General features: G+C 49.0%; 29 protein-coding genes. 16 read left to right on the forward strand and 13 right to left on the reverse strand.

Features of this window, described 5'->3' with window-relative positions:
- Positions 1-33: 33 nt before the first annotated feature.
- Entirely contained in the window at positions 34-438 is a 405-nt protein-coding gene (locus ACOQOZ_RS10420) for a thiol-disulfide oxidoreductase DCC family protein (protein WP_420592210.1), read from the forward strand.
- A 144-nt stretch (positions 439-582) separates the two neighbouring features.
- On the forward strand, positions 583-1194 hold the full coding sequence (locus tag ACOQOZ_RS10425) for a hypothetical protein (RefSeq protein ID WP_420592211.1): 612 nt from the start codon (positions 583-585) through the stop codon (positions 1192-1194).
- On the opposite strand, the gene ACOQOZ_RS10430 is transcribed toward ACOQOZ_RS10425, so the two are convergent.
- The 6 genes from ACOQOZ_RS10430 to cbiB form a co-directional block, all read right to left on the reverse strand.
- A complete protein-coding gene (locus tag ACOQOZ_RS10430; RefSeq protein WP_420592212.1) occupies positions 1173-1607 on the reverse strand; it encodes a hypothetical protein in 435 nt (144 codons plus the stop codon). The two genes, ACOQOZ_RS10425 and ACOQOZ_RS10430, sit on opposite strands and share 22 nt — an antisense overlap.
- Positions 1608-1659: 52 nt before the next feature.
- Positions 1660-2073, reverse strand: a complete 414-nt coding sequence (locus ACOQOZ_RS10435; protein ID WP_420592213.1) for a hypothetical protein — start codon at positions 2071-2073, stop codon at positions 1660-1662.
- Positions 2074-2174: 101 nt separating this feature from the next.
- Positions 2175-2756 carry a response regulator gene (locus tag ACOQOZ_RS10440; RefSeq protein ID WP_420592214.1) on the reverse strand — a complete coding sequence of 194 codons (582 nt, stop codon included), beginning with the start codon at positions 2754-2756 and terminating at the stop codon, positions 2175-2177.
- A gap of 90 nt (positions 2757-2846) precedes the next feature.
- Positions 2847-3764: a cobalamin-binding protein gene (locus tag ACOQOZ_RS10445; protein ID WP_420592215.1), complete on the reverse strand. Its 918-nt coding sequence runs from the start codon at positions 3762-3764 to the stop codon at positions 2847-2849.
- Between the two features lie 25 nt (positions 3765-3789).
- Complete coding sequence (locus tag ACOQOZ_RS10450; protein WP_420592216.1) at positions 3790-4920, reverse strand: aminotransferase class I/II-fold pyridoxal phosphate-dependent enzyme; 1131 nt, start codon at positions 4918-4920, stop codon at positions 3790-3792.
- The gene (gene cbiB, locus ACOQOZ_RS10455) at positions 4913-5926 is read right to left on the reverse strand and encodes an adenosylcobinamide-phosphate synthase CbiB (protein WP_420592217.1); all 1014 of its coding nucleotides are present in this window, start codon (positions 5924-5926) and stop codon (positions 4913-4915) included. The genes ACOQOZ_RS10450 and cbiB overlap by 8 nt, the downstream gene beginning before the upstream one ends.
- Positions 5927-6006: 80 nt before the next feature.
- Here cbiB and ACOQOZ_RS10460 point away from each other — a divergent pair, with 80 nt between their 5' ends.
- Both ACOQOZ_RS10460 and ACOQOZ_RS10465 read left to right on the forward strand, forming a co-directional pair.
- A complete protein-coding gene (locus ACOQOZ_RS10460; RefSeq protein WP_420592218.1) occupies positions 6007-7515 on the forward strand; it encodes a cobyric acid synthase in 1509 nt (502 codons plus the stop codon).
- 106 nt (positions 7516-7621) lie between these two features.
- Complete coding sequence (locus ACOQOZ_RS10465; RefSeq protein ID WP_420592219.1) at positions 7622-8020, forward strand: globin; 399 nt, start codon at positions 7622-7624, stop codon at positions 8018-8020.
- Positions 8021-8115: 95 nt separating this feature from the next.
- Here ACOQOZ_RS10465 and cobS read toward each other — a convergent pair whose 3' ends face one another.
- The 4 genes from cobS to cobU form a co-directional block, all read right to left on the reverse strand.
- Complete coding sequence (cobS, locus tag ACOQOZ_RS10470) at positions 8116-8883, reverse strand: adenosylcobinamide-GDP ribazoletransferase (RefSeq protein WP_420592220.1); 768 nt, start codon at positions 8881-8883, stop codon at positions 8116-8118.
- A 2-nt stretch (positions 8884-8885) separates the two neighbouring features.
- Positions 8886-9575, reverse strand: coding sequence for a histidine phosphatase family protein (locus ACOQOZ_RS10475; RefSeq protein WP_420592221.1), 690 nt, complete (start codon positions 9573-9575; stop codon positions 8886-8888).
- A 1-nt stretch (position 9576) separates the two neighbouring features.
- Positions 9577-10635, reverse strand: coding sequence for a nicotinate-nucleotide--dimethylbenzimidazole phosphoribosyltransferase (gene cobT / locus ACOQOZ_RS10480; protein ID WP_420592222.1), 1059 nt, complete (start codon positions 10633-10635; stop codon positions 9577-9579).
- Between the two features lie 94 nt (positions 10636-10729).
- On the reverse strand, positions 10730-11320 hold the full coding sequence (gene cobU / locus ACOQOZ_RS10485; protein ID WP_420592223.1) for a bifunctional adenosylcobinamide kinase/adenosylcobinamide-phosphate guanylyltransferase: 591 nt from the start codon (positions 11318-11320) through the stop codon (positions 10730-10732).
- 58 nt (positions 11321-11378) lie between these two features.
- On the opposite strand from cobU, the gene ACOQOZ_RS10490 reads away from it, so the two are divergent.
- Both ACOQOZ_RS10490 and ACOQOZ_RS10495 read left to right on the forward strand, forming a co-directional pair.
- The gene (locus ACOQOZ_RS10490) at positions 11379-11732 is read left to right on the forward strand and encodes a PilZ domain-containing protein (RefSeq protein ID WP_420592224.1); all 354 of its coding nucleotides are present in this window, start codon (positions 11379-11381) and stop codon (positions 11730-11732) included.
- 75 nt (positions 11733-11807) lie between these two features.
- Positions 11808-12767, forward strand: coding sequence for an ROK family protein (locus ACOQOZ_RS10495; RefSeq protein ID WP_420592225.1), 960 nt, complete (start codon positions 11808-11810; stop codon positions 12765-12767).
- Between the two features lie 66 nt (positions 12768-12833).
- Here ACOQOZ_RS10495 and ampE read toward each other — a convergent pair whose 3' ends face one another.
- Both ampE and ampD read right to left on the reverse strand, forming a co-directional pair.
- On the reverse strand, positions 12834-13709 hold the full coding sequence (gene ampE / locus ACOQOZ_RS10500; RefSeq protein ID WP_420592226.1) for a regulatory signaling modulator protein AmpE: 876 nt from the start codon (positions 13707-13709) through the stop codon (positions 12834-12836).
- 30 nt (positions 13710-13739) lie between these two features.
- Entirely contained in the window at positions 13740-14297 is a 558-nt protein-coding gene (gene ampD / locus ACOQOZ_RS10505) for a 1,6-anhydro-N-acetylmuramyl-L-alanine amidase AmpD (RefSeq protein WP_420592227.1), read from the reverse strand.
- Positions 14298-14488: 191 nt separating this feature from the next.
- Between ampD and ACOQOZ_RS10510 the strand changes: the two genes are divergently transcribed.
- From ACOQOZ_RS10510 to yacG, 9 genes are all read left to right on the forward strand, one after another.
- Entirely contained in the window at positions 14489-15856 is a 1368-nt protein-coding gene (locus ACOQOZ_RS10510; protein WP_420592228.1) for an alanine/glycine:cation symporter family protein, read from the forward strand.
- Between the two features lie 123 nt (positions 15857-15979).
- A complete protein-coding gene (nadC, locus tag ACOQOZ_RS10515; protein ID WP_420592229.1) occupies positions 15980-16828 on the forward strand; it encodes a carboxylating nicotinate-nucleotide diphosphorylase in 849 nt (282 codons plus the stop codon).
- Positions 16829-16898: 70 nt separating this feature from the next.
- Entirely contained in the window at positions 16899-17573 is a 675-nt protein-coding gene (locus ACOQOZ_RS10520) for a hypothetical protein (protein WP_420592230.1), read from the forward strand.
- A 247-nt stretch (positions 17574-17820) separates the two neighbouring features.
- A complete protein-coding gene (locus tag ACOQOZ_RS10525) occupies positions 17821-18291 on the forward strand; it encodes a pilin (RefSeq protein WP_420592231.1) in 471 nt (156 codons plus the stop codon).
- A 167-nt stretch (positions 18292-18458) separates the two neighbouring features.
- Positions 18459-20153, forward strand: a complete 1695-nt coding sequence (gene pilB, locus ACOQOZ_RS10530) for a type IV-A pilus assembly ATPase PilB (protein WP_420592232.1) — start codon at positions 18459-18461, stop codon at positions 20151-20153.
- A gap of 28 nt (positions 20154-20181) precedes the next feature.
- Positions 20182-21414 carry a type II secretion system F family protein gene (locus tag ACOQOZ_RS10535; RefSeq protein WP_420592233.1) on the forward strand — a complete coding sequence of 411 codons (1233 nt, stop codon included), beginning with the start codon at positions 20182-20184 and terminating at the stop codon, positions 21412-21414.
- Complete coding sequence (locus tag ACOQOZ_RS10540; RefSeq protein ID WP_420592234.1) at positions 21414-22295, forward strand: prepilin peptidase; 882 nt, start codon at positions 21414-21416, stop codon at positions 22293-22295. The genes ACOQOZ_RS10535 and ACOQOZ_RS10540 overlap by 1 nt, the downstream gene beginning before the upstream one ends.
- Positions 22296-22348: 53 nt before the next feature.
- Positions 22349-22945, forward strand: coding sequence for a dephospho-CoA kinase (gene coaE / locus ACOQOZ_RS10545; protein ID WP_420592235.1), 597 nt, complete (start codon positions 22349-22351; stop codon positions 22943-22945).
- Between the two features lie 13 nt (positions 22946-22958).
- Positions 22959-23147, forward strand: a complete 189-nt coding sequence (gene yacG, locus ACOQOZ_RS10550; RefSeq protein WP_420592236.1) for a DNA gyrase inhibitor YacG — start codon at positions 22959-22961, stop codon at positions 23145-23147.
- 17 nt (positions 23148-23164) lie between these two features.
- On the opposite strand, the gene ACOQOZ_RS10555 is transcribed toward yacG, so the two are convergent.
- Complete coding sequence (locus tag ACOQOZ_RS10555; protein WP_420592237.1) at positions 23165-23701, reverse strand: PadR family transcriptional regulator; 537 nt, start codon at positions 23699-23701, stop codon at positions 23165-23167.
- A 153-nt stretch (positions 23702-23854) separates the two neighbouring features.
- Between ACOQOZ_RS10555 and ACOQOZ_RS10560 the strand changes: the two genes are divergently transcribed.
- On the forward strand, positions 23855-25501 hold the full coding sequence (locus ACOQOZ_RS10560; protein ID WP_420592238.1) for a phytoene desaturase family protein: 1647 nt from the start codon (positions 23855-23857) through the stop codon (positions 25499-25501).
- The last annotated feature ends 74 nt before the right edge of the window (positions 25502-25575 follow it).

The following is a 25575-nucleotide window of genomic DNA, read 5'->3' on the forward strand; positions in this document are numbered from 1 at the left end:
GAAGTGAATCTTATTTGGCAGGATTTCATACCTATGGCTGAACTCACCATTTTTTACGACGGCTTTTGTCCACTGTGCGTTCGAGAGATGGATCATCTGCGCAAAATCGACCAACAGCAGAAACTGCGTCTGGAAGATATTCAGCAAGCGGATTTCAGTGAGCGTTACCCACAGATTGATAAAGCAGAAGCCAGCTCAATTTTATTGAGCCAGCTGCCCAACGGTGAATTACTCCGGGGGTTAGACAGCACTCATAAAGCCTGGAGCCTGGTCGGCAAAGGCTGGCGAACCGGCTGGATGCGTTGGCCGGTGATTCGCTGGTTTGCTGACAAGGCGTATTTATTTTTTGCCCGTAATCGTTATTCGATTTCACGCTTATTGACCGGCCAGGCACGTTGCGAAGCGTGCGATGTTAATCAAAAAGATAATTGCCGCTAAGCGGAAATATATTGCCGCTGCTACCCATTAGCTTCGGCCGTCGGCCTCATCAAATATTATAAATATCAATAACTTATCATTAACCTGAAAGATGGAATTAATTTTGCTGATGATGCGGTAACACAATTCACAAGGACAGCTACAATGAATGTTTCATCGTTGCTTCATTCTTATAGCCAGCAACCAGTCACTGATGTTCGCCGGCCTGGGCTGAGTTCAGCTGGCGCTCATACGAACACAGCTCAGTATAATGACACTGTAATGATTTCTTCTGCAGCTCACCGCGCGTCAGAATTAGCACATTTACAGGCCCCTGCCTGGATGAGTCAGTATCAACCTGAATACACGAATTTGAGCGATTCCGATGCACTCATTAGTGAAGGGAAGCAATATGTCGCGCTAGCTAACCAGCTATCATCAAACAACGCAGGCTCAGAAAAGAATAAACAAGCGTTAGCCAGTTATCAGGAAAACAGCATGGACGCCACACAGCATCGGCGCAGGCTTGACGAGTTTTACCAACGACACCAACAAGAACATCAAGAATACAGTCAGTACGTAAATCATGCCTATAAACAAGCGCTTATTAATGCCGGAATAGATGCACAGCAGAATGATAAGGCCAGTCTATTGAGTAATGCAGAAATCAACCAGGTTGTTCACAATGACTTCAAAGAAGCGTTGTTTTCCAACCCAAGGGCTGTCGAGTTGATGAATGTGTTACAGATTTCAGCTCAGCCTTCATTCAATAAGTAACCGTCGGCAGCAAGCCATGCAATGGCCTGATCCGCTTCTGCAAAACTGCGGCGCTGAAACTCACCTTGCTGCTCGACCACCATATCGTCGAGCAGCAGTGATTTAAAATGCGATGGTTGATAAACATGGGCCGCGCGTTTCATACCCTGTTCGATACACCAGACTCCCAACTCTTCAATCACCGCCACCATTTCACTGGTGCCTAACTCCCAGTTATCCAGATAAGCCAGATGTGCCCAGCTCTTCTGTGAAAGTTGCTGCACCAGCTGACGAAACTCGACATCAAACGCTTTAGCAGCCTGCGCATTCCAGCTGCCGTGAATATCGGCAACGATGACATTGCCCTGAATGGATAACTCGAATTCTCCGTGTTGATGGTGGCTGCTGACTGACCGCTTCACTGCTGTTGTCATAATGTAATCCGTTTGATTCAGGTATTAATTGAGGAAGGTAATCGTTAGAGCTTTAGCTCTGGCCCAGTGTGAACTGCTGTTGTGCCAGCCAGGCTAACGCCGATTCTTTATCGCGGAACGCACAACGCTGAAAGTCTCCGAGCTGCTCAGCCACCATATCGTTGGCCTGCATCTGCTTCAGCATTGACGGGGAATATACATGAGCCGCACGTTTGAGGCCGTTAATAACGCACCATTGCACCAGATCTTCGATAATGGGGATCATCTCCGGAACCCCCAGGCTCCAGTCATCCAGAAACACCAGATGGCCCCAGTCGTCAGCTAACAGAGGTTCGGCTGCAATACGGAATTCGCGATCAAACGCCAGAGCCGCTTCCTTATTCCAACCACCAATCAGATGTGCGATCAGAATATTGCCGGAAACCGATAGCTCGAACTCTCCATGTTGCACTTGGGTTTGCTGCATACACAACGCTCATACGAAAAACGACATAGCCAGCATGGGAAACTCAAGGCAGAATGTCAATAAGCGACAAATTTGATTACATCCGCTGTAATCTTCTGTAATCAGCCCGCCGCTTCGTCTTGTTTTTCAGTGGTCGGGTCTTGGCCAGCGGGTTCCTGATTCGTTGATTGCTCGGCTGGCTGTTCGTCTGCAGATGCTTCGGTGGCTTGTTTCTGCGTCAGGTCTTCATCCGCACTGCGCGGCGCCGTCAAATCCTGTATTGGTAGTTTCTGCGCCTTATAATCCGATGCCTGCAGCAGAGAAATTACTTTCTGACACAGCTGACCCGGCTGGAAAGGTTTGATCAGATAATCCGATACCCCCAACTCCACCGCCTGCTGCACCTTGGCGATTTCAGATGATGAGGTAACCATCATAAAAGGCAGGTCTTTGGTTTGCTCATGGGCGCGGATGATATGCAACACTTCCAAACCAGAAAGCTTTGGCATTGCCCAATCGCAGATAATCAGATCAACCGCGTGTTTTTCAAGAAAATGAACGCTGTCTTCGCCATCAATAGCGCTTAATACGTTGCGGAATCCGAGGTCACGTAAAAATGCCTGAAACACAGCCCGGATGGAGCCCTGATCATCCACAACCAGAATACGCTTACCTTTCAGCGCTGCTGGTACTTCAACTTCCATAATAAAAATCCCTGCAAAGTTGATTTCAGACTAGCAACAACAGTGAAATTCTCCAGAAGATAAACAGCTCATTACTACATAGAACTATTGTTATTTTTTAGAATTATTCAATTGCACACGGGTTTGCGCCATTTTTTCACACAGCTGACGTGTTCCCACTAAAAAGCGCGATGTTGGTCGCTGAAAGAAGCTCGGATGAATATGAAACAGGCTGCCGGATTTTACGGCTTGTAAACCGGAGTATTCTTTCCAGTGGTCCAGCCACTCCGGGCGGGATTCGCCCATACCGCTGGCAACAATCACCTGAGGGTCGGTTGCTAATACCGATTCCAGACTGACTTGTGGTGCGCGAATCCGTAAATCGCCAAAAATATTTTCACCGCCGCATAACTCGATGGCTTTGGAAATAAAGGTGTCTTTATTTTGTGTCATCAGCGGCTCATGCCACACCTGATAAAACACCGACAACGGCTTCTGATGGCTGAAGGTTTCTTCCAGATCGATCACTTCACTCATAAAACGATCGGCAGCAGCGTTACCCTGCTGTTCACGACCGGTCATTTTCCCTAACTTGCGCAGGTTATCGGCGATACCACGAAAGGTAATCGGATCGGATGCATACAATTTGAATCCAAGCTGCTGCAGACGCTGTAATTCCCGGCTGGCATTGCCTTCCGGCCAGGACAATAAAATATCCGGATTTAATGCGGCAATGGCTTCGATATTTAAACCACTGTAACCACCCACCACCGGTATTTCAGTAGCGGCCTGTGGATAATCGGAATATTTCACCGTACCAAGAATCAGATCACCCGCTCCAACTTCAAATAAAAGCTCGGTGCCATGAGGCATCAGGCTAACAATACGCTGTACCGGTTTATCAAAGGTGTGAGTCACTCCCGCATCATCTGTCAGCGTAAATTCCGCATAACTGACCTGGCTCAGGCACAGCGATGCACATACACCTATAATCCAACGATAAACACTCGGTAATTTTTTGATATTCATTTCAAACCTTTCAGGGTCAGACCCATTATTCTGTTTTATCGGCTGTTAATGACGTCAGAGCCCGCCTGAGCCGATCAAGATCATTTTGCTGCGGCAAACCTAAACGTAATAAATTCTGTTGCTTAAAACAGCGACTCCAGATTTTTTGCTGCGCCAGTTTTTGCTGCCACTGTTCAACATCCGGACTGTGTAAGGTGACAAACAAGGGTGTCGTGCCATAAACCGATAATCCTTTACAGGCTTCAATCAGCTGCTGCTGAATATCCTGAATATCCTGGCGGTTTTGTTGCTGCCATGTATGGTCAGCAAAAGCTTGTTGCGCCAGCCATAAAGTTAATCCGGATACCGGCCAGGGACCTAGTTGGGTTGTTAAGCTATTCGCCCATTGTCTGGGTAAAATACAGCAACCAAAGCGTAACCCGGCCAGTCCATAAAACTTCCCAATAGAGGTTAATAACAGCAAATTATTTTCCGATTGAAGAGTATGTTCTGTGCCGTTTTGATTGTCAGAAAACCCTTCGGCTTTATTGTTGGAAAACCTTTCGGCATTGCTATCAGCAAAGGCACAATCGAGAATTAACCAGCCATTATGGTCACTGAGTCGTTTCTGCCAGTTCTGAATTTCGTCATATGTCCAGCTCTCGCCGCTGGGATTATCCGGATTCACCAACAATAAAATATCGGGTAACCCGACATGTGGATCCTGCAAACTGTCCCGCAGCTGTTTTGCTGATTTTTCGACGACCTGAGCACCGGCCTTGCGCCAGCGATAACTGTGTTCACCATAACTGCCAGCCATTAACCAAACGCGAAGTTCAGAAACCGGTTTGTGATACACACATCCGGAAAAGAAAGCCGGAAGCTGTTGAATAATGGCCTGGGTGCCTGAAGCCAATACGTATTGCTCAGGGTCAGCCTTTAACAACGGGGCGTAATAGTCTGCCGCGGCAGACTGTGTTGCCTGATATAAATCCTGATCGGGTAATTGCTGCCAGCAGCTTGATGGCGCATGCGCTAAAACATTTTCAACCGGCCAACTGTAGGGGCTGATACCCGTTGACAGGTCCAGCCACTGATCCGCGCGTCCGCCAAATTCGGCCAGCGCACGGGATAAATTACCGCCGTGTTGGGGGCCGCAGAAATCCGCCTCAGACATAGCCACCCTCAATAAAAACCAGTAACAATCCGGCCAGTAGCCATAAGCTCATGTAAAGTACGATGGCACGGGTCACCAGAGTAAGCGCCGGTTGAATATCCTGAACATCGGCGGCGTCACCACATCCCATTGGTGGTTTTTGTTGCCACTCACCGTGGTAAAAAGCACCGTCACTTAAACGACAATTTAAGGCACCGGCCCCGGCTGTCATAACCGGCCCGGCATTTGGACTGGAACATTGTTCTGCCTGAGTCCGCCAGCAGTACCAGGCTGTATTACGGCGTTTATCCGCCAGCAATAACCACGGACTTAACAGACAAAAACACATAGCAGTTAAACGCGCCGGAATATAATTCATCACGTCATCCAGACGCGCGGCCGCTCGACCAAAATATAAAAACTGCGGATTTTTATAGCCCCACATTGCGTCCAGCGTATTCAGCCAGCGGTGAAGCAGCACCAGTGGTGCACCACCCATCGCAAACCAGAACAATGACGCAAAAATAGCATCCGAACTGTTTTCCAGCGTGGTCTCGATATTCGCCTGAGCAATCTGTTGTTCACTCAGTTTTGTGGTTTCGCGGCTGACAATCCAGCTGAGTTTTTGTCTTGCCATCGCTAAATCGTTTTCATCCAGCGCCTGTTTTACCGCCAACACATGCTGCTGCAGGCTGCGACCGCCAATACACAAATACAGCAGGATTATTTCGACCAGTGCGGCCAGCCAGTGAGAATAAACGTGTAACAGCCGGAGAGCGGCCCAGAAAAAATAAAACAGTGGTCCAACAGCGATAAGCAGTGCAATTACACCAAAGACAAATTGCAGCGTGACAGAGCGGCGCAGCGTTGCAGGAAAAAGTGGCGATACCTGGGGATTCAGTCGTTGCTGCAAAGCATTGGCCCAGTTGCCAAAGCCGACTAAAGGATGAAAGCGTTTTGGCTCAGCTAGGCGATAATCCAGCAACAACGCCAGGGCGGCAAAAAAAGCACTTAAAAGTAGCGTCATGCCGTAAAATACTCAAAATTCATAAATACCGGGCCAAACACAGCGATAAAGGCCACGGAGTTTACCAGAAGGCCCGCTTTATGACCTCAGCACCACAGCAGTTAATGATACAAGGCACCACCTCTGATGCCGGTAAAAGTACGCTGGTGTGCGCCCTGGGGCGGATCTATGCCAAGCGTGGCGCACGGGTTGCTCCTTTTAAACCCCAGAACATGGCACTCAACAGTGCGGTCACTGCCGATGGCGGTGAAATCGGTCGTGCCCAGGCGCTGCAGGCTGTGGCCTGTAGCGTCGAACCAACGACGGATATGAACCCGGTGTTGTTAAAGCCAACATCCGATATGGGCAGTCAGGTCATTATTCATGGCAAAGCCATTGGCAACCTGGGAGCGGTGGCCTACCACGACTATAAGCAAACCGCGATGCAGGCGGTGTTGCAATCCTTCCAACGTCTGAAGGATTCGTACGATGCCGTAATTGTTGAAGGTGCAGGCAGCCCGGCTGAAGTTAACCTGCGCGCCAATGATATTGCCAATATGGGATTTGCCGAAGCCGTGGATTGCCCGGTGATTCTGGTTGCGGATATCGACCGTGGTGGCGTGTTTGCCCACCTGGTTGGCACGCTCGATTGTTTATCCGAATCGGAACGTGAGCGGGTGATTGGCTTTGTAATTAATCGCTTCCGCGGTGATATCAAACTGCTGGAATCGGGTCTCGACTGGCTTGAACAAAAGACCGGCAAACCGGTGTTGGGGGTACTGCCCTATCTGCACGGTTTATATCTGGATGGCGAAGACGCACTTAACCTGGAACAACACCTCGACAAACAGATTGACCCACAACAGAAGCTGACGGTTGTTGTGCCGGTTTATCCACGCATCAGTAATCATACCGACTTTGATGCTCTGCGCGTTCACCCCCAGGTCGATCTGAAACTGATTGGCCCGGATCAGACACCACCACCTTGTGATCTGGTGATTTTACCGGGATCAAAAAATACCCGGGCCGACCTCACCTGGTTGTTGAATCAATCTGCCGACTGGCAGCAATATTTAAATAAACACCTGCGTTACGGCGGTAAGTTAATCGGTATTTGTGGTGGTTTTCAGATGCTTGGCAAAGATGTCTCAGACCCTGACGGAATTGAGGGAGTGGCCGGCGATACCACCGCACTGGGATATTTGCCAATAACAACCGAATTGCAGCCAGAAAAAACACTGAAGCAAGTCAGCGGAACATTATCATTACCCGATCAACCGGATGTGAAAATTCAGGGTTATGAAATTCACGCTGGTATCTCTTTCAGCGATAACGCCGAATTAAATTCGGTTATCAAGTCCGATAATTTACCTTGTGGTTTTTTATCTGAAGATCAGCAAATTCTGGGCACTTACTGGCACGGATTATTTGATACCCGCGAAGCGCTGGAACAGTTATTACACTGGGCCGGGCTCAGTGGTGTGGAAACGCCTGATTTTAATGCCATCCGCGAACAACAAATCGAACGCCTCGCTCACAGTACGGAAGAAGCACTGGACTTCGATAAACTGCAGTCAGCTCTGGAACAATTCCAACAAAATAGACTTTGAAAAAGTAAGGCTTTTAAACATAACTCGACAAAAGTAGTTTTGCATTTAATCAATAAGATCAGTAAAGTGCGCGCCCGCTGAACAGATGTAAAACAAGGTAAAACTCATGGGTGACGCAGATTTAGTGTTTCAAAGCTACGGACGTGCTTGCAACACCCCTTCATTTTTCGAAGATTTTTATTCGACATTTATGGGGAAATCACCGGATATTCGGGCAATGTTTGTTAATACCAATATGGAAGCGCAGCGTGGTTTATTACGCAGCGGCGTTCTTTGGTTAATTATGCATGCACGCGGAATGTCTGATGCCAAAATCCGCGCACTAGGTGAAAGCCACAGCAAGAAAAATATGAACATCAACCCGATGTATTACGGTATGTGGCTGGATGCGTTACTGGAAACCATTTCCCGTTACGATCCGGAATTCAGCCCCGAGCTGGAACTGACCTGGCGCAATACCCTGCGTCCAAGTATCGAAATGATTCAGGACATGTACGATAAATAAGATTCAGAACACGCGCACAAAAATGCACCATCGTTCTGAAACTTCTTATTGATCAGCTTATTTTATTTCCTGCAATCGGATATTGGCTGCCACACTCACAAGGTAAAAGCAGCCAATAACAAAGCTTCCTGCAACGCAATCGAAGCGCCTATGGTATCTCCGGTACAACCACCAATACGTTTTATCATCGCATGGCGGAAAAACGCATTCAGTACCAGCCACAAAAGCAGTAATAAAACCGCTTTTTGCTGAAACACAATCACTGCAGCAATTGCGATCAAACCCAGCATTGAAAAAACTCTCAACCGCGTCGCGCCTTTTACCAGCGAACTGGCCAGTCCTTTTGCTCTGACATAGGGTGTGGTGGCTAACATGCCAACCACACTGGCACGTGCCATCGCCGGAATCAGTAATAACGTGGTTAAAACCTGCCAGGACGGCAGCCCTGGCGAAAACAGAATCTGTAACGCCGCGAATTGAATCAGCAATAACAAGCCAATGCTTAAAGCGCCAATCGGGCCAACCCGGGGATCTTTCATAATCTCCAGAGTTTTTTCTTTATCTCCCAATCCACCAACCCAGGCATCGGCACTATCGGCCAGACCGTCGAGGTGTAAACCACCGGTTATTAATGTCCAGATTGCTACAGTTAATGCAGCCAGTAAGAGCGGAGAAACGGCCGGGTTGTACCACCAGCAGCTGATCACAAACACGGCTGATAACACACCCACAATCACACCCACCAGCGGATAAAACACCAGCGAGCGTTGCGCAACTTCGTCATCGACACGTTTTAAATAAGGCGCCGGAATACGGGTAAGAAATACCAGCGCATACCAGAAAGCCCAATACCAGCTTGCCATTCTTATGCATCCCCCAGAATGGCGTGAACACGATCATCATTCAGCTCTTCACCGTCCATCGCCAGCAGCGATACCCAGTGTCGGGTTTTACCATTCTCGTTGGTGTGGTCCACTTTAAAACGAATCAGCCCGGCATAGGGAATGGCTAGGCGGTTCATTGCCTGGGGATCGAGCTTGAGCAGGTATTGCGTCAGCACCCGCATCACACCACCGTGATTGACCAGCAGCACATGTTGTCCCTGATACTCCTCCAGCAACTGCTTCCAGGCAGCAACAATCCGCTGCTGAAATTCCGGCACAGGTTCGCCATTCGGAGCACAGAATTCCAGAGGCTGTTGCCACATTTTCTGTGCCTGATGGGAGTGCTGTTTAAACACTTCATCGACTGGTTTATTTTCCCAGTCGCCGTAATCAATTTCCTGCCAGTCAGTCACTTCAGTACAAGGCAACGCCCGATCGTTCGCCAGCCAATGCGCACTTTCGCTACAACGCTGTAATGGCGATGTGATGATGTGTTGCCAGTTGTGCCGATGTTTTTTTACGCGCGCCTGAAACTGACGTTTGCCGGTTTCGGTTAACGGCAAATTCACCCGACCGCGAAATACGTTGCCGCCGTCCGGTTCGCCATGGCGAATCAGATCAATATAAGTCGTTGATACATCGCTGCTTGCTACTGCCTTTACATCAGACATATCAGTTGTCAGCCCCTGAGACATTGGCCTGGGCAAACGTTGCCATTTGATTGTGTAATGCCAGCGCCTGGCGAATCAGGCTGATTGCCACCCCGGCGCCGGAACCTTCGCCCAAACGCATCCCCAGATCCAGTAACGGCGTGGCCCCCAGGCCAGCCAGCAAGGATTTATGGCCCGGTTCTGCCGAACCATGACTGAACAACATCCATTCACGCACCGATGGGTTTAACTTCACCGCCAGCAGCGCTGCACTGCTGGCAATAAAGCCATCAACCAACACCGGAATGCCACATTGTGCGGCGCGGATATAGGCACCCGCGATCGCACCAATCTCAAAGCCACCGAGTTGCACCAGCGCATCGAGTGGTTCAGCGTATTGTTGCTGCGCTCGGGCAACACTGGCGACCAGAACTTCACTTTTGTGATCCAGCGCCTGTCCCTGAACACCGGTTCCCGGCCCCACCAGCTCGGCAACGTTCTGCGACAATAACAATGCCGAAACACAACTGGCGGCTGAGGTGTTACCAATCCCCATTTCACCGGCAATAAATAAATCGCAGCCAGATTGTTTTAACCGATCAACCTGATCTGAGCCGATGGCTAGTGCCTGCTCTGCCTGTTGTTGTGACATCGCAGGCTGCTGAGAAAAATCGGCAGTGCCCGCCGCCACCGGCGAGTGAATCACACCTTCTAACTGATCACAGGGAGTCGCTGTACCGCAATTAACCACCGACAGTTCAAACTGATTGACCCGCGATAACACCGAAATGGCGGCACCACCAGCAACGAAGTTTTTCAGCATTTCGACTGTTACCGCTTGTGGAAACGCAGAGACGCCCTGAGCCACCACACCATGATCAGCGGCAAACACCACACAATGTGGATTGCGGATTTCAGGATTAAGCTGACGCTGGTAAGCGGCCATACGGGTAGCCAGTTGTTCCAGCTGGCCCAATGCACCGGGTGGTTTCGTCAGTTGATTCTGATGCTCCCAGGCCTGTGCCAGACTGGTTTCGTCGATATCAGCAGCGGCAGCCTGCCACCAGGATTGTGTAGTCATAGCGATACGTCTTTTATAAATAATTCTTTTATGTGGCTTTTCTATCGGTTGTTTTTATCAGCAATAATTTGCCGGCCGTACTATCAGGCAGCCATTAATCAGACAACAGATGTAATGGTGGACTGGCGGCACTCGACTGCGCCTTGCCATTACGCTTCAGCGCCATGGGTAATCCGGCAACCACCAGGGTGACATCATTAGCCAGAGCAGCGATATCCTGGTGCAACCAACCGGATTCATCGACAAACCGACGGCTCAACTCGCCCATAGGGACAACTCCCTGTCCCACCTCGTTACTCACCAGAATAACCCGTTGTTTCATGCTGCTCAGCTGCTGCAATAACTGCTGTTTTTGTTGCGGCCAGCATTGATCATCATCCGCCAGCAAACAATTGGTAACCCACAGGGTCAGGCAGTCCACCAGAACCACAGCATCCGGATGACTGCTCTGAATATCCGCCAGGCATTGTGCCAGATCGATACTCTCTTCCCGGGTAAACCAGTGAGCCGGACGATCATCACGATGGCGCTTGATACGATCGGACATCTCACCATCACCGGCAAATGCCGTTGCAACATAGACCACAGGGGAATGGCCCAATTGCTCGGCACGACTTGTCTGCTGTTCGCCATAGCGGCTTTTGCCAGAACGGGCGCCGCCCAAAACCAACTCAATCGCGTTCATGTGCAAATAACTGATCTATAGTTAAAACATGGATTTAACCACAAAAGAGAGCGGATTGATGACTACAGAGCGAACCCCTTCGACCAAAGAGCAACGCATGCATCCTCGCTGGACGCTGAAAAGCACGGTCAGTGTGTTCGAACATGGCAGTAAAGAATATCTGGGATTACTGGTCGACTGCTCCGAAACCGGCATTATGATTTCCAGTTATGAGCCGTTGCCTCCCGGCACTACCTTCGAGCTCGATCTGGTTGATATTCCGCCCAATATTGACGGTCGCCGCACCGGTAACTGTGTTGCCGAAGTGGTATGGAGCGACAAGCTGACTCCCAGCCTGTACGGCAACGGCTGCACCATCAGCGGCGCGACCGACATGCTGAAAACCATGATGAAAAGTTACAGCCACAGCTGATCGGCTATCACACCGTTTCCGCCTGATTGAATCTGCCTTACACTGCGCCTGTTGAATTCAGCAGCAGGCCTTTCAATGACACCCGCAACACCTTCCGCCCACGCCTCCGGCATAAGCGCCACTAAACACACACCACTGCAGTTTGGTGTTGATCTTGGAGGCACCAAAACTGAAATCATCGCCCTTGATCAACAGGGAAATACATTACTGCGACGCCGCACGGCGACACCCGCCGATAGCTACCAGAAAATCGTCAGCAATATCGCCGCTATGGTGCGCCAGGCAGCAACAGAGGTGAATGCCGAATACACTCTGGGAATTGGCATTCCCGGAGCCATCAGTCCGGCAACAGGTTTGGTAAAAAACGCCAACACCGTGTGTCTGATTGGCCAGGATTTACAGGGAGATCTGGAACGGGCGCTGGGACATGCCGTTATCATCGCCAACGATGCGGATTGTTTTGCCTTGTCAGAAGCCACCGACGGAGCCGCCGCTGGTTTAACTTCCGTATTTGCCGTGATTATTGGCACTGGCTGTGGCGGAGGCTGGGTCATCAACGGTGGTCTGGTCAGTGGCCCGAATGCCATCAGCGGTGAGTGGGGTCACAACCCACTGTTATGGCGAGAGGAGCAGGATTCAGAAATTGCCTGTTATTGCGGCCAATCGGGCTGCATCGAAACATTATTGTCCGGCCCCGGATTGCGTCAGCAAGCGGAGAAAGAAACCGGCATCCTGCAAACTGCTGAAGCATGGTATACACAGGCACAGCAAGGCGATTCCCAGGCACAACAAGTGATGAACAATTACCATCGCCGCCTGGCAAAAGCGCTGTCGGGCGTAATCAATACGCTCGATCCACACGCTATTGTACTGGGTGGCGGGGTGTCGAATATCGACTCGATTTATCAGCAGGTACCAAAGATCTGGGGGGAGTTTGTCTTCTCAGACACAGTAACAACACCACTGTTAAAAGCCAGATACGGCGACTCCAGTGGTGTCCGTGGCGCCGCCTGGCTGGGGGCTGCGGTAAAATAACGCGGATAATGAATATATTTTCTCATGAACACACTGCAACACAGTTCAGAGGGAAATAGATCATCGTCAAAGCAGCCAGCCACCGATAGTGGCAAACGCAATCACCACCATCCAGATCGACATACTGCGCAGATGCAGATAATGCCATTCCTTTAACTCGGCCACGGCGGATTCAGCATCTTCATCAACCCGGTGCCATTCTTTTTCTTCACCGTTGTGGGTTAAAGAGCTGCAGGCAACCTGATACAACACTTCGGCACTGCTGGCCTGGGTTTGCCACAGGAAACGCTGCCATACTGGCAACGCACGCATAAAGTTTCCGGCCAGGCCAAACGTCAGTCCTAATAACCGCGCCGGAATCCATTCGAGAAAATGCAAATAACGCCAGGCTTTGGCATCACAATCACTGGCACGAGCGTATTGCACACTGAACCAGGCTAGCAACACTCCAGCCACGTCAGCTACCATGTACCAGAACACCATCAGAAAGAAATATTCGAACCAGCGGTGCAATAACACTTTAATGACCTGAACGTTTAACGTGCTGACGTCGTCTGTGATATCAATTTCCGGCACCGCCAGATATTGCTCGGCGCAACGATAAGCGCCCTGCGTATCTCCACGTTCCAGATCTTTTACATAAGCCTCAAAGTGACGCTCAAAGCTGATGTGGGATAACACATACAGTAACAGCGCAACTTCCAGAATCGCCGCCCACAAACCCCAGCTGAATTGTTCAAGAAAGAAAAACGCTGCAGCACCAGCCACCGTTGGCACAATAACCAGCCAGAAGTATTTCAGATGACGGGGCAAGCGACCAAAAAATCCGCGCTTTAACCAGAAAGACAACCAGCCACGAAAGCTGCGGCTTTGCGAACTGCGCCGAGGCAGGGTCAGGTTGTTCTGCAAAAACAAGGCAATAAACACAATCAAAAACTTCATCAGGCTTCCTTCTTGATCTCTGTCTGCTGGTTATCGGTTAATGGCTGGAGCGCTGATACTGCGCCGGTAGGCTGGCCAGTCAAACGCCGGGCCCGGATCTGTTTTTCGTCCCGGAGCAATATGCTCATGCCCGGTAATCCGCTCAGCGGTAATGCCCGGGTAACAAGCCATCAACGCGCGGGTCACTTCGGCAAGTACCAGATATTGCTCGGCACTATAGGGTTTATCATCACAACCCTCCAGCTCTATACCAATAGAATAGTCGTTGCAGTTATCACGTCCGGCAAAGCGCGAAACTCCGGCATGCCAGGCTCTGTCATCAAAATTAACAAACTGAACAATATGTCCGGTGCGCTCAATCAATAAATGACTGGATACCTGCAGTTCAGCAATTTCTCTGAAATAAGGGTGATCATCGGCTGTCAGGCGATTCTGAAAAAACTGCTGAACATAACCACCACCAAACTGACCGGGTGGCAAACTGATGTTATGAATAACTAATAAAGACACTTCATTTTCAGGCCTGACGCCATAATTGGGTGAAGGCAGCCATTGAGCCTGCTGCAACAATCCATTTTCAATTTTCATAACACTCAGCCAGTTTTATCTGGCCATACTCTAAGTCAATTTCTCCGACATAAACAGCAACAGCAAGGCTTTCTACATCACTGCAAAGGAATCTATCCGCACGGTCAAAAAAGTAGTTTCCCGCATTGGCTTAGCGGAATTGCAGGGATATAGTGTGGAATCACTAAAAATAAATGAAAAAGGAGCTGTGGATGGAAGCACTCAACAATCTGATCAGTCAGATCAATGCTTTTGTTTGGGGGCCCCCAATGTTGGGGATGCTGGGCGTAACCGGTGTACTGCTGACCGTTGGTATGGTGTTTATGCCCTGGCGCAAAGTGGGTTACGGCTTCCGTCAGTTATTCTCCGATCAGAATGACAGCGAACGTGGTGACGTTAAACCATTTAACGCATTAATGACTGCCATGTCAGCGACTGTCGGTACCGGTAACATCGCCGGTGTTGCCACGGCAATTGCTCTGGGTGGCCCGGGTGCCATCTTCTATATGTGGGTGATTGCATTATTCGGTATGGCAACCAAATACGCCGAAGCGGTGTGTGCCGTGACCTACCGTGAAGTGGATGCCAATGGCAAACACGTTGGTGGTCCGATGTATTACCTGCGCAATGGTGTTGGCGAGTTCGCTCCGGAAATGGGTAAAACGCTGGGGGTGCTGTTCGCGATCTTCGGTGCGGTTGCTGCCTTTGGTATCGGCAACGCGGTTCAGGTGAATTCCATGGCCGCGGTATTGGACGACAGCTTCAGTATTCCAACCTGGGTAACCGGTGTCATCGTTGCCGTGCTGGTTGGTGTTGTTGTACTGGGCGGCATCAAGCGTATTGGTGATGTGGCCGGTAAACTGGTTCCGGCAATGATCGTACTGTACGTTGGTGCATCGATTGTGATTCTGCTGATGAATGCCAGCGAAATTCCAAATGCCTTTGCCATGATCTTTAAATACGCGTTTGAACCAGTGGCAGCCGCAGGTGGATTTGCCGGCGCAGCCGTTGCAGCCGCCATCCGTTTTGGTGTGGCTCGTGGTGTTTTCTCTAACGAAGCCGGTCTGGGTTCTGCCGCTATCGCACACGCAGCAGCAAAAACCAATAACCCGGTACAGCAAGGTGTCATCGCGATGCTGGGTACCTTTATTGATACCATCATTGTTTGCACCATGACTGCTCTGGTAATTCTGACTTCAGGAGCCTGGATGGCGACAGGTGCTGATGGTGCAGGCCTGACGGGGGCGGTATTAACTTCCGAAGCCTTCTCCAGCACAATTGCCGGCGGCAATTATGTGGTAACAGTGGCTCTGGCGGTCTTTGCTTTCACGACCATTCTTGGCTGGTCTTACTACGGTGAGCGTTGCTGGCAGTACCTGTTCAGCGAGAAAACCCTGATCATCTATCGTGCAATCTTTGTACTGGCGATCCTGGCGTTTGCCAATGTAAAAGTCGACTTCGTCTGGAACCTCTCAGACACCCTGAATGGTCTGATGGCTATTCCGAACCTGGTTGGTCTGCTGTTACTGGCACCTATGGTGTTTAAAGTAACCCGCGAGCATTTCGCTAAGAACGACTGACCTCTTCAGCAGGCAGAACTCTTCTGCCTGCTTTTCTCCGATCTTCCTCTCCTGTGCGATGCAGTAGCCCGACTTTCGGGTTAGAATGCGCGCAATTTTTAGTTTCAAGAAAGAGTTTCCAACATGGACCTGAGCCTGCACACGTCTGATATTCACCAAGCCGTGGCCACCGCCTTATCCGAAGACATTGGCACTGGCGATATTACTGCACAACTGATTCCGGCAGAAAATCTGGCTCATGCACGTATTATTTGTCGCGAGCGCGCGATCATCGCCGGCATTGACTGGGTTAATGAAGTGTTTCGTCAGCTTGATCCATCCGTGGCTGTTATCTGGCGTGTATCAGAAGGCCAATGGGTACGCCCGAATCAAACCTTATTTGAACTGAAAGGTTCCGCCCGTTCGTTACTGACCGGTGAGCGCTGTGCATTAAACTTCCTGCAAAGCCTGTCAGGAACAGCAACATTGTGCCGTTTCTACGCAGATATGGTTGCAGGCACCCAGGTGAAGTTGCTGGATACCCGCAAAACCATTCCGGGCCTGCGCATTGCACAAAAATACGCAGTATCCGTGGGTGGATGCTTCAACCATCGCATTGGCTTGTATGATGCTTTCCTGATTAAAGAAAACCACATTATGGCCTGTGGCGGCATTCAACAAGCCGTTGCCCAGGCACATATCATCGCACCGGGTAAACCGGTAGAAGTGGAAGTCGAAACGTTTGAGCAACTGGATCAGGCCATTGATGCCGGTGCGGACATTATTATGCTGGATAACTTCTCACCAATGGCAATGACACAAGCTGTTGAGCATACCCGCAATAAAACCAACGGCCGGGTCAAACTCGAAGCTTCCGGTGGTATCACTAACGCCAGTCTGCGCAGTTACGCTGAAACCGGTGTCGATTACATTTCAATTGGTGCACTGACTAAAGATTGCAAAGCAGTTGACCTGTCGATGCGACTGATCTGATTTGGTCTGATTAAAAGCCTACCAACTTTTAAATAACAACAAGTCATAAGAAGAAATAAGAGAGCCAGCTATGTTGGGATTAACACATTTAAATCGCTATCAGGCATTCGGAATTCACTTTCTGGCGAGCCTGGTGGTCTTTGCCATTCTGACGGCGCTGATCTTTTTTTACTGGTTCCCCGGCATCTTGCGGGTCGCAGATCCAAGCTGGCAACAAATCCTGATAGTGATTGCTGGCGTTGACCTGGTGCTCGGCCCCGCCCTGACATTGATTGTCTTCAACCCAGAGAAAAAAAGCTTAAAGATGGATTTATCCATTATTGCAGCTCTTCAGATTGCGGCTTTGGCTTATGGCTCTTACACCGTGCATAACACCCGGCCGCTGGCACTGTCTTTATCTTTTCCTGCTGCAGGTTTTGAAATTCTCTACCACGATAAAGTCACACCAGAGCTGGCCGACTTTATTCAGCAAAACCCGCTAAGCCAAAAAGCTGCAGGCACAAAACTGTATATCTATACCGGTAAAGCACCATTTGGTGTCGATATCACCAAGCTAACACCTGAAGACCTAACTGAGCTGCCATCGGACACCTTTGCCAATTGGATGCAAAAGAAAAATGGCGCAGATTTTCTAACAGAAGATATCTATACCTTACCTCTGGGTTTTAATCACTCATATCAGGTTAATTTATCAACAACCGGGGAATTAATCGGCTGGAAATCAACCATAAAAACATCAACGTAGACACCCGCCGACAGTAAGTGACAAAATTTGTCACCTACTGCATTAAAACTCCTTCCCCCCTGAATCATCAGCAATTGTAAAAACCCTTAATTCAGGGGCCTGCACAGGCTTGCAGAAAAAAAAGAACATTGGCACACTCTTGGCTATGTTATTCAACGTAATAACTTATCAGGGAGCTGGCTTGACTCTTAATTGAAAAAGATCAGCCCCGTAATAACAACATCTCACAATGAGAGTGGAGAATAGTATGAAAACTATGCAAAAAGGTTTTACCTTAATCGAACTGATGATCGTAATTGCGATTATCGGTATTCTGGCTTCTGTAGCTATCCCTCAGTACCAGAACTATATTGCTCGTTCTGAAGTACAAACCAGCTTAGGCGATTCTCGCGGCATCGTACTGGCTGTAGAAGATTACGCTGGACGTTACGGCAGACTTGCTGCTAATACTGCAGCTTTAACTGGCTACACAGGTTTTGCACCTGTAGCTGATATGTCTACAAATCCAAAGTGGACTGTAGCGGCTGACGAAACTACATGGGTAGTTACCGTAACATTCCAGGCTGGCGCGGCGAGTGCACTTAACCAAACTGGCGCAGACACCTACACTTTAACTCCAACCGTAGTTCCATTTAACGGTACAGCTGGTAAAGAAAGCGTATCTTGGGTTGTAGGTGGAACAGTACCTGCTCAGTTCCAACCAAACATTACTGATTAATTAATTTGAACCTAAAGGTTTGAATAGAAAACCCAGTACTACTTAGTAGCACTGGGTTTTTTTGTATATGTCTTCTGTCATTTGGAACCTGACTAAAAGGCATCTAGCTACGCAAACTTTTGTCTGGTATGTTCTTTTGGAATTGCAATTAGTATCAGGCTTACATAATGAGTGGTATTTCTGGTTTACCCAAACGCTTAGTTGAACAAAATTTAATCGACTCCAACCAAGCTATTCAAATTTTAGAGAATTCCAAGAAAGAGCAAGTCAGCTTTGTAAGCGCTGCTGTTAAGTCTGGACAGATTAAAGCTAAGCCAATCGCAGTCTTGGCTTCAGAAGAATTTGGCTTACCAGTGTTAGATCTTTCTGCATTTGACTTTGAGCTCGCACCTCAAGATCTCGTCAGTAAAGACCTGATAGAAAAGCATCGTGTCCTTCCTCTGTTCTCCCGTGGCACACGCCTGTTTGTCGCCCAAAGCGACCCATCAGCAATGCTCGCGATCGACGAGATTAAATTTAATACCGGTATGAATGTTGAATCGGTGTTAGTCGAGGAAGATAAGCTTGCAAGCGCAGTCGACAAATTTCTAAGCGACAATGACAACTCATTTGGCGATCTTGATGGTGAGTTAGATGATGTTGATCTTGAAGACCCGGAAGAAGAGCAAAAGAAGCGCGAAGCTGAGCAAGAAAACGCTGATGACGCCCCCATCGTAAAATTTATCAATAAAATGCTGCTCGATGCTATTAAGATGGGGTCATCGGATCTACATTTCGAGCCCTACGAGAAACGCTACCGCATTCGCTATCGAACCGATGGCGTATTGCACGAAGTGGCCAGCCCTCCGGTTAACCTGACCGGCAAAATTGCCGCCCGTCTGAAAGTGATGTCACAGATGGATATTTCCGAGCGCCGAATCCCTCAGGATGGCCGGATTAAAATGAAAATATCCAAGACTAAGGCCATTGATTTCCGGGTGAATACATTACCCACCCTATTCGGTGAAAAAATTGTATTACGAATTCTTGACCCCTCTTCTGCTCAGCTAGGCATCGACATGCTGGGTTATGAGCCAGATCAAAAAGAGCTGTACATGGAGGCACTGGGAAAACCCCAGGGGATGATTCTGGTGACGGGTCCAACCGGTTCAGGAAAAACGGTATCACTTTATACCGGACTCAATATTCTCAACGTTGAAGGCACCAATATTTCAACCGCAGAAGACCCGGTTGAAATTAACCTGGAAGGCATTAACCAGGTTAATGTAAATGCTAAAGTGGGGCTGGATTTCGCATCTGCACTGCGTTCATTCCTGCGACAGGATCCGGATGTTGTGATGGTTGGTGAGATCCGTGATCTCGAAACTGCGTCAATTGCGATTAAAGCGGCGCAAACTGGCCATATGGTAATGTCAACATTACACACCAACAGCGCGCCAGAAACCCTGACTCGTTTAGCGAATATGGGGGTACCTAACTTCAGTATTGCTACTTCAGTCAGCCTGATTATTGCTCAGCGTCTGGCCCGCCGACTGTGCTCAGCCTGCAAGAAACCTGCGGATATACCAGCAGAAACACTCAAGGAGGCAGGCCTGACAGAACAACAGATAGCCGAGGGTGAGTTTTTCCAGGCAGTAGGCTGTGATAGCTGTAAAGAAGGCTATAAAGGCCGGGTCGGTATTTACGAAGTTGTTAAGATTACCGATCCGATTTCCCGTATCATTATGGAAGGTGGTAACGCGATCCAGATTTCTGATGCGGCACGGGCGGAAGGCTTTAACGATTTACGTACTTCAGCTCTGATGAAGGTGGCTGCAGGTGTTACCAGCCTGGAAGAGGCAAGCCGTGTAACCACGGACTAATGTAAAAAGACAGACGGTTCAGTTTGATATGGCGAAGAAAATAAAATCAGCCAATTTCGTTTGGGAAGGCACGAACCGCAAAGGTATGCCAGTCAAAGGCGAAATCGTTGGCCAGAATGCAGCCATGGTTAAAGCCCAACTGCGTAAGCAGGGGGTTAACCCACAGAAAGTTAAGAAAGCCCCTCAGCCTTTATTTGGCTTGGGTGGCGGTGGCGCTAAGGGCAAAAAGGTTAAATCTGCCGATATCACCTTCTTTGTGCGCCAAATGGCAACCATGATTAAGGCGGGTGTTCCTCTGGTTCAGTCATTTGATATCGTCGCCGACGGTGTTGATAACCCCACCATGAAAGCGCTGATTTTTGAGCTGCGTGATACAGTCTCAGCAGGTAACGACTTTGCCTCGGCTCTGAAGCAACGTCCGGATCTATTTGATGACCTGACCTGCAACCTGGTTGAAGCTGGCGAACAAGCCGGTGCACTGGAAACCATGCTGGATAAAGTCGCGAACTACAAAGAAAAGACTGAAGAGCTAAAAGCCAAGATTAAAAAAGGTCTGACCTACCCAATCGCGACATTAACTATTGCGTTTGCCGTTACCGCGTTATTGCTGATTAAAGTGGTTCCTACTTTTGAAGACATGTTCAGTAGTTTTGGTGCCGAGCTGCCAGCACCTACCCAGTTTGTTGTGATGTTGTCGGAAATGGCTCAAGCCTACTATATACCTGTTCTCGCCATATTAGCGGGAACAATATTTGGCTTCAGCTATATGATGAAAACCTCTCAGGCTTTTAAAGATAGCTTTGAACGGGCGACGTTAAAGTTTCCGATCTTTGGCGATATGATTCGAAAAGCCGCTGTTGCTCGATATGCACGAGTTTTATCCACGACCTTTGCTGCAGGCGTGCCCTTGGTAGAAGCTCTGGATTCCGTTTCCGGTGCAGTTGGCAACGTGGTTTACCGTAATGCGGTACTCAGTATCCGTGATGAAGTAGCCACCGGCCAGCAGATGCACTTTGCGATGCGTGCCACCGGCGTATTCCCGAATATGGTGATCCAGATGACCAGTATCGGCGAAGAATCTGGTGCCCTGGATACCATGCTTGATAAAGCCGCAACCTACTTCGAACAGGAAGTTGATGACGCCGTAGAAGGTATGACCGCTCTGATGGAGCCATTTATTATGTCCTTCCTTGGTGTGGTCATTGGTGGCCTGATCCTGGCGATGTACTTGCCAATCTTCCAAATGGGATCCGCGATGTAATGGAAACCCTATTGATGTATCTGCAAAACCACCTGGCTGCCCTGGTGGTTTTTGTTTTTATCTTTTCTTTGTTAGTGGGCAGCTTCCTCAACGTTGTTATTCTGCGTTTCCCAATCATGCTGTTTCGTGGCTGGAAGCAGGAATGCGACGAGTTCAGTGAAAATATTCCAAAGCATCCGGCACTGGACGATTTATCTAAGCCGTACAATCTGGTTAAACCCGATTCGCATTGCCCTAAGTGCCACGCACCTGTTAAAGCCTGGCAGAATGTTCCAGTAATCAGTTATTTATTACTTAAAGGCCAATGCGCTGGCTGTGGTACCAAAATCGGCTTACGCTACCCTGCGGTTGAGCTTGTAACAGCCATTATGAGTGCCATGTTACTGCTTGTATTCCCGTGGGGATGGCAATTGGCGGCGATGCTGGTGTTTACCTGGTTGTTAGTCAGCATGTCAGTTATCGACATCGATCATCAGATTCTGCCTGATGGTATGACTCTCGGTTTGATGTGGCTGGGTTTACTTGTGAATACCCAGGGATTATTTGTTGACCTGGAAAGTGCCGTGTTAGGCGCTGCCTTTGGTTATGGCTCACTTTGGTCGGTATTTTGGCTGTTTAAGCTGGCTACCGGTAAAGACGGCATGGGCTATGGTGACTTTAAATTATTGGCAGCACTTGGCGCATGGCTGGGTATGACAGCACTGCCGTTAATCATCCTGTTATCGTCAATTGTCGGTGCTGTTGTTGGCATTGCCGGAATCCTGATTATGGGCCGGGATAAGAATTTGCCAATTCCGTTTGGCCCTTATCTGGCCATGGCTGGCTGGATCGCCGCATTATGGGGTGAGCAGATCGTTAACTGGTACTTAGGCACCTTATAATCGCTCCCTGAGCCTGTTGTTATGCTGAAAGTGTTATTTTTTAGGGTGTCGTTATGTGGGTGTTAGGTTTAACCGGTGGCATTGGCAGTGGTAAAACCGCTGCCAGCGATTATCTGGCTGAAAAAGGCATTGCAGTTGTCGATGCTGATGTGGTTGCCCGCGAGGTTGTAGAACCTCAGCAACCAGCCTGGCAGGCTATTGCAGATCGTTATGGTAAAGACGTCTTGCTTTCAGACCAATCTCTAAATCGCCCCTGGCTTCGCCAGAAAGTCTTTTCTGAGCCAAAGGAGCGTCAGTGGCTGGAGTCACAAACTCATCCGCGTATTCGAGACTCCATCATCAATCAACTACGACAAGCTGAATCCCCCTACGCGGTACTGGTATCACCGCTATTGTTTGAAAGTGGTCAGTTCCAGCTGACTCAGCATACCTTGCTGATTGACGTCCCCGTTGAACTTCAGGTACAACGCGCCTGTAAGCGCGACAGTAACAATGAAGAGCAGATCCGCAATATCATTGCTGCTCAAATGAGCCGCGACGAAAAACGCGCTAAAGCAAACGACATTGCCGATAACAGTAACGATTTACCCCATCTGTACCAACAGCTGGATTCGCTGCATCAAACTTATCTGAAACTGGCTCAGGCCTGATCGAGAAAAGAGTATGAAAGTTCAATGCCCTACCTGCCAGAAAGATGTGGTGTGGCAACCAGAAAGCAAATACCGCCCTTTTTGCAGTGAACGCTGCAAACTGATTGATCTCGGGGAATGGGCCAGTGAGCGCCATGCAATCCCGGGTAAACCAGCGGACGAAGTGCTGATGTCAGAGCAACTGAACGATTTCAAACTCTGACATGATCAGTAAGGTGGTTATTGCTGACCAATAACCTGTTGCGCTTCCTCAGCCCATGCCAACCAGGCACGTACATGGTGAATACCGCGGCGCAGGGCCAGATATGGCAACTGGTAAGGTTGCCGTTCCTGCTCAGTGAGAGCCTGATACTGTTGCTCAATCTGCAGCAGTACCGATAACGTCTTTTCATGGGTTTCTTTTTGCTGCTGCAGGTCTTTCAACAGATACGCTTTATCGACCAGGTGGCCACCGTACAACTTCAATAGCAGACTGTCATTTACCTTCATTGGCTTACAGCTTTGCTGCATCCAGGCAATTAACGCCTCACGACCGGTATCAGTAATCCGATACTCCTTACGATCTGGCTTTCCCTGCTGACTGACATCTTCAACCCGAATCATGTCATCCTTAAGCAGCCCTTTTAACTGCTGATAAATTTGCTGGTGACTGGCCTGCCAGAAAAAGCCCATATGCTGCTGAAAGCGTTTATGCAGGTCATAACCCGAGGCTGCCTGCTGATCAAGCAGCACCAGAATGGCATGTTTTAACGACACACGAATCTCTCATTTCTTACTTTAAGTCGAATCTGAAGAATTCTACCTTAACCAGGCCAACCCTATGCAATTTATTGCATAAGATTTCAATTCGGGTTAGCCTGACAAAATCAATATGCAACTTATTGCATAAGAATAATAAGGAGATAGCAGATGGCTAGGGTCAAAGTTCGCACCGGTAAACGCTTACGCCCGGAGAAAGAAGATAATCAATTCGACGTGATTGTGGTTGGCTCAGGCATGGGCGGCCTGGCGAATGCCGCCTTATTGTCACTGCTGGGCTATAAAGTTGCAGTGCTGGAGCAGCACTACACCGCTGGGGGTTTCACCCACGCTTATCACCGTAATGGCTACGAATGGGACGTGGGTGTTCACTACATCGGCGAGGTTCATAAACCATCAACATTGCGCAGAGTCTTTGATGTCATCAGCGAGAGCCGCCTGAAATGGGCCGAAATGGAGCCGGAATACGATCGTATTATCCTCGGCGAAGAAGAATATGGCTTTGTTGCAGGCCGGGATAACTTTGCCAATATGCTTAAACAGCGCTTTCCCGGTGAAGAAAAAGCCATCGATGATTACATCGAGCTTATCCGAGAAATCAGCCGTAAAACGCCGAAGTTTTTTGCCGGACAGGCGATGCCACCCTGGTTAGCCAGAGTCTACAACCTGGTGCGTCCTATGTTGGTTCCCAAGGAGTTCTTCCAGAGCACACGTGAAGTTCTTGAGGGAATGACCAATAATCAGCAGCTGATTTCCGTACTAACCGGACAGTGGGGAGACTATGGCCAGGCGCCCGCGGATGCTGCCTTCCTGATGCATGCTCTGATTGCAAAACACTACCTCGCGGGTGGTGCTTATCCGGTTGGTGGATCTTCAGACATCGCCCGCTCTATTATTCCAACCATCCAAAAAAGCGGCGGAGAAGTATTCACTTATGCCGACGTGGAAGAAATTCTGGTAAAAGGCAATAAAGCTTATGGAGTGCGCCTGACAGGTGGTCACGAGCTTTATGCCGACCGCATCGTCAGTAACGCTGGTTTCTATAACACTACCCAACGGCTATTACCCAACGACGTTAAACAGAAGCTGGGCGTGGAAAAATGGAACGAACAAGTCCAGTTATCCAGCTCTCACTTTGGTATCTATGCAGGTTTTAAAGGTACCGCCGAGGAACTGGGTATCAATACCACCAACCTCTGGATTTACCCGGACGGTAAACACGAAGAAAACCTGCAACGCTTCCATGATGATCCAGAGCAGGATTTCCCAATTGTGTACATTTCATTCCCGTCAGCGAAAGACCCTGATTGGAACAACCGCTATCCCGGCAAGTCTACGGTAGAAATTGTCACCATGGCCAAGCATGAATGGTTTGAACAGTGGAAAGATGAAACCTGGGGCCAGCGGGGCGAGGAATACGAAGCCATCAAAGAAAAATTCAGCCAACGTTTGCTGGAAGTTCTGTTCAAGCGAATGCCACAACTGCGTGATGCGCTGGATTATTACGAATTATCAACGCCTCTTTCCACCGATTGGTTCCAGAAAGCCAGTAAAGGTGAAATTTATGGTCTGGACCATTTTGTTGATCGCTTTAAGAAGCCATTCCTGCATCCGGTAACACCGGTTAAGAATCTGTATATGACCGGAGCAGACGTCATGACTGCTGGTGTCGGTGGCGCACTTATGGCTGGATTAATGACTACTTGTGCAATGCAGGGCCGCAAAGCCAATGAGGTATTAAAGCTGTTAAAAGAATATCAGGAACCTGTTTCTGCAGCAGTTCCCGAAGGCGCCTGATTTTTTCGCCCAGGGTTCTATAAATAACGCACTAACAGTGACATAACGAAAAGAAAAAAGGTGGCTAATAAACA

It is taken from the genome of Bacterioplanoides sp. (genome assembly GCF_965219715.1).
Lineage (GTDB): Bacteria > Pseudomonadota > Gammaproteobacteria > Pseudomonadales > Oceanobacteraceae > Bacterioplanoides.

Bases quoted from the DNA above. Each gene is read 5' to 3' on its own strand.
- ACOQOZ_RS10420 (WP_420592210.1), top strand. From the start codon at position 34: ATGGCTGAACTCACCATTTTTTACGACGGCTTTTGTCCACTGTGCGTT.
- ACOQOZ_RS10425 (WP_420592211.1), top strand. From the start codon at position 583: ATGAATGTTTCATCGTTGCTTCATTCTTATAGCCAGCAACCAGTCACT.
- ACOQOZ_RS10430 (WP_420592212.1), bottom strand. From the start codon at position 1,607: ATGACAACAGCAGTGAAGCGGTCAGTCAGCAGCCACCATCAACACGGA.
- ACOQOZ_RS10435 (WP_420592213.1), bottom strand. From the start codon at position 2,073: ATGCAGCAAACCCAAGTGCAACATGGAGAGTTCGAGCTATCGGTTTCC.
- ACOQOZ_RS10440 (WP_420592214.1), bottom strand. From the start codon at position 2,756: ATGGAAGTTGAAGTACCAGCAGCGCTGAAAGGTAAGCGTATTCTGGTT.
- ACOQOZ_RS10445 (WP_420592215.1), bottom strand. From the start codon at position 3,764: ATGAATATCAAAAAATTACCGAGTGTTTATCGTTGGATTATAGGTGTA.
- ACOQOZ_RS10450 (WP_420592216.1), bottom strand. From the start codon at position 4,920: ATGTCTGAGGCGGATTTCTGCGGCCCCCAACACGGCGGTAATTTATCC.
- cbiB (WP_420592217.1), bottom strand. From the start codon at position 5,926: ATGACGCTACTTTTAAGTGCTTTTTTTGCCGCCCTGGCGTTGTTGCTG.
- ACOQOZ_RS10460 (WP_420592218.1), top strand. From the start codon at position 6,007: ATGACCTCAGCACCACAGCAGTTAATGATACAAGGCACCACCTCTGAT.
- ACOQOZ_RS10465 (WP_420592219.1), top strand. From the start codon at position 7,622: ATGGGTGACGCAGATTTAGTGTTTCAAAGCTACGGACGTGCTTGCAAC.
- cobS (WP_420592220.1), bottom strand. From the start codon at position 8,883: ATGGCAAGCTGGTATTGGGCTTTCTGGTATGCGCTGGTATTTCTTACC.
- ACOQOZ_RS10475 (WP_420592221.1), bottom strand. From the start codon at position 9,575: ATGTCTGATGTAAAGGCAGTAGCAAGCAGCGATGTATCAACGACTTAT.
- cobT (WP_420592222.1), bottom strand. From the start codon at position 10,635: ATGACTACACAATCCTGGTGGCAGGCTGCCGCTGCTGATATCGACGAA.
- cobU (WP_420592223.1), bottom strand. From the start codon at position 11,320: ATGAACGCGATTGAGTTGGTTTTGGGCGGCGCCCGTTCTGGCAAAAGC.
- ACOQOZ_RS10490 (WP_420592224.1), top strand. From the start codon at position 11,379: ATGACTACAGAGCGAACCCCTTCGACCAAAGAGCAACGCATGCATCCT.
- ACOQOZ_RS10495 (WP_420592225.1), top strand. From the start codon at position 11,808: ATGACACCCGCAACACCTTCCGCCCACGCCTCCGGCATAAGCGCCACT.
- ampE (WP_420592226.1), bottom strand. From the start codon at position 13,709: ATGAAGTTTTTGATTGTGTTTATTGCCTTGTTTTTGCAGAACAACCTG.
- ampD (WP_420592227.1), bottom strand. From the start codon at position 14,297: ATGAAAATTGAAAATGGATTGTTGCAGCAGGCTCAATGGCTGCCTTCA.
- ACOQOZ_RS10510 (WP_420592228.1), top strand. From the start codon at position 14,489: ATGGAAGCACTCAACAATCTGATCAGTCAGATCAATGCTTTTGTTTGG.
- nadC (WP_420592229.1), top strand. From the start codon at position 15,980: ATGGACCTGAGCCTGCACACGTCTGATATTCACCAAGCCGTGGCCACC.
- ACOQOZ_RS10520 (WP_420592230.1), top strand. From the start codon at position 16,899: ATGTTGGGATTAACACATTTAAATCGCTATCAGGCATTCGGAATTCAC.
- ACOQOZ_RS10525 (WP_420592231.1), top strand. From the start codon at position 17,821: ATGAAAACTATGCAAAAAGGTTTTACCTTAATCGAACTGATGATCGTA.
- pilB (WP_420592232.1), top strand. From the start codon at position 18,459: ATGAGTGGTATTTCTGGTTTACCCAAACGCTTAGTTGAACAAAATTTA.
- ACOQOZ_RS10535 (WP_420592233.1), top strand. From the start codon at position 20,182: ATGGCGAAGAAAATAAAATCAGCCAATTTCGTTTGGGAAGGCACGAAC.
- ACOQOZ_RS10540 (WP_420592234.1), top strand. From the start codon at position 21,414: ATGGAAACCCTATTGATGTATCTGCAAAACCACCTGGCTGCCCTGGTG.
- coaE (WP_420592235.1), top strand. From the start codon at position 22,349: ATGTGGGTGTTAGGTTTAACCGGTGGCATTGGCAGTGGTAAAACCGCT.
- yacG (WP_420592236.1), top strand. From the start codon at position 22,959: ATGAAAGTTCAATGCCCTACCTGCCAGAAAGATGTGGTGTGGCAACCA.
- ACOQOZ_RS10560 (WP_420592238.1), top strand. From the start codon at position 23,855: ATGGCTAGGGTCAAAGTTCGCACCGGTAAACGCTTACGCCCGGAGAAA.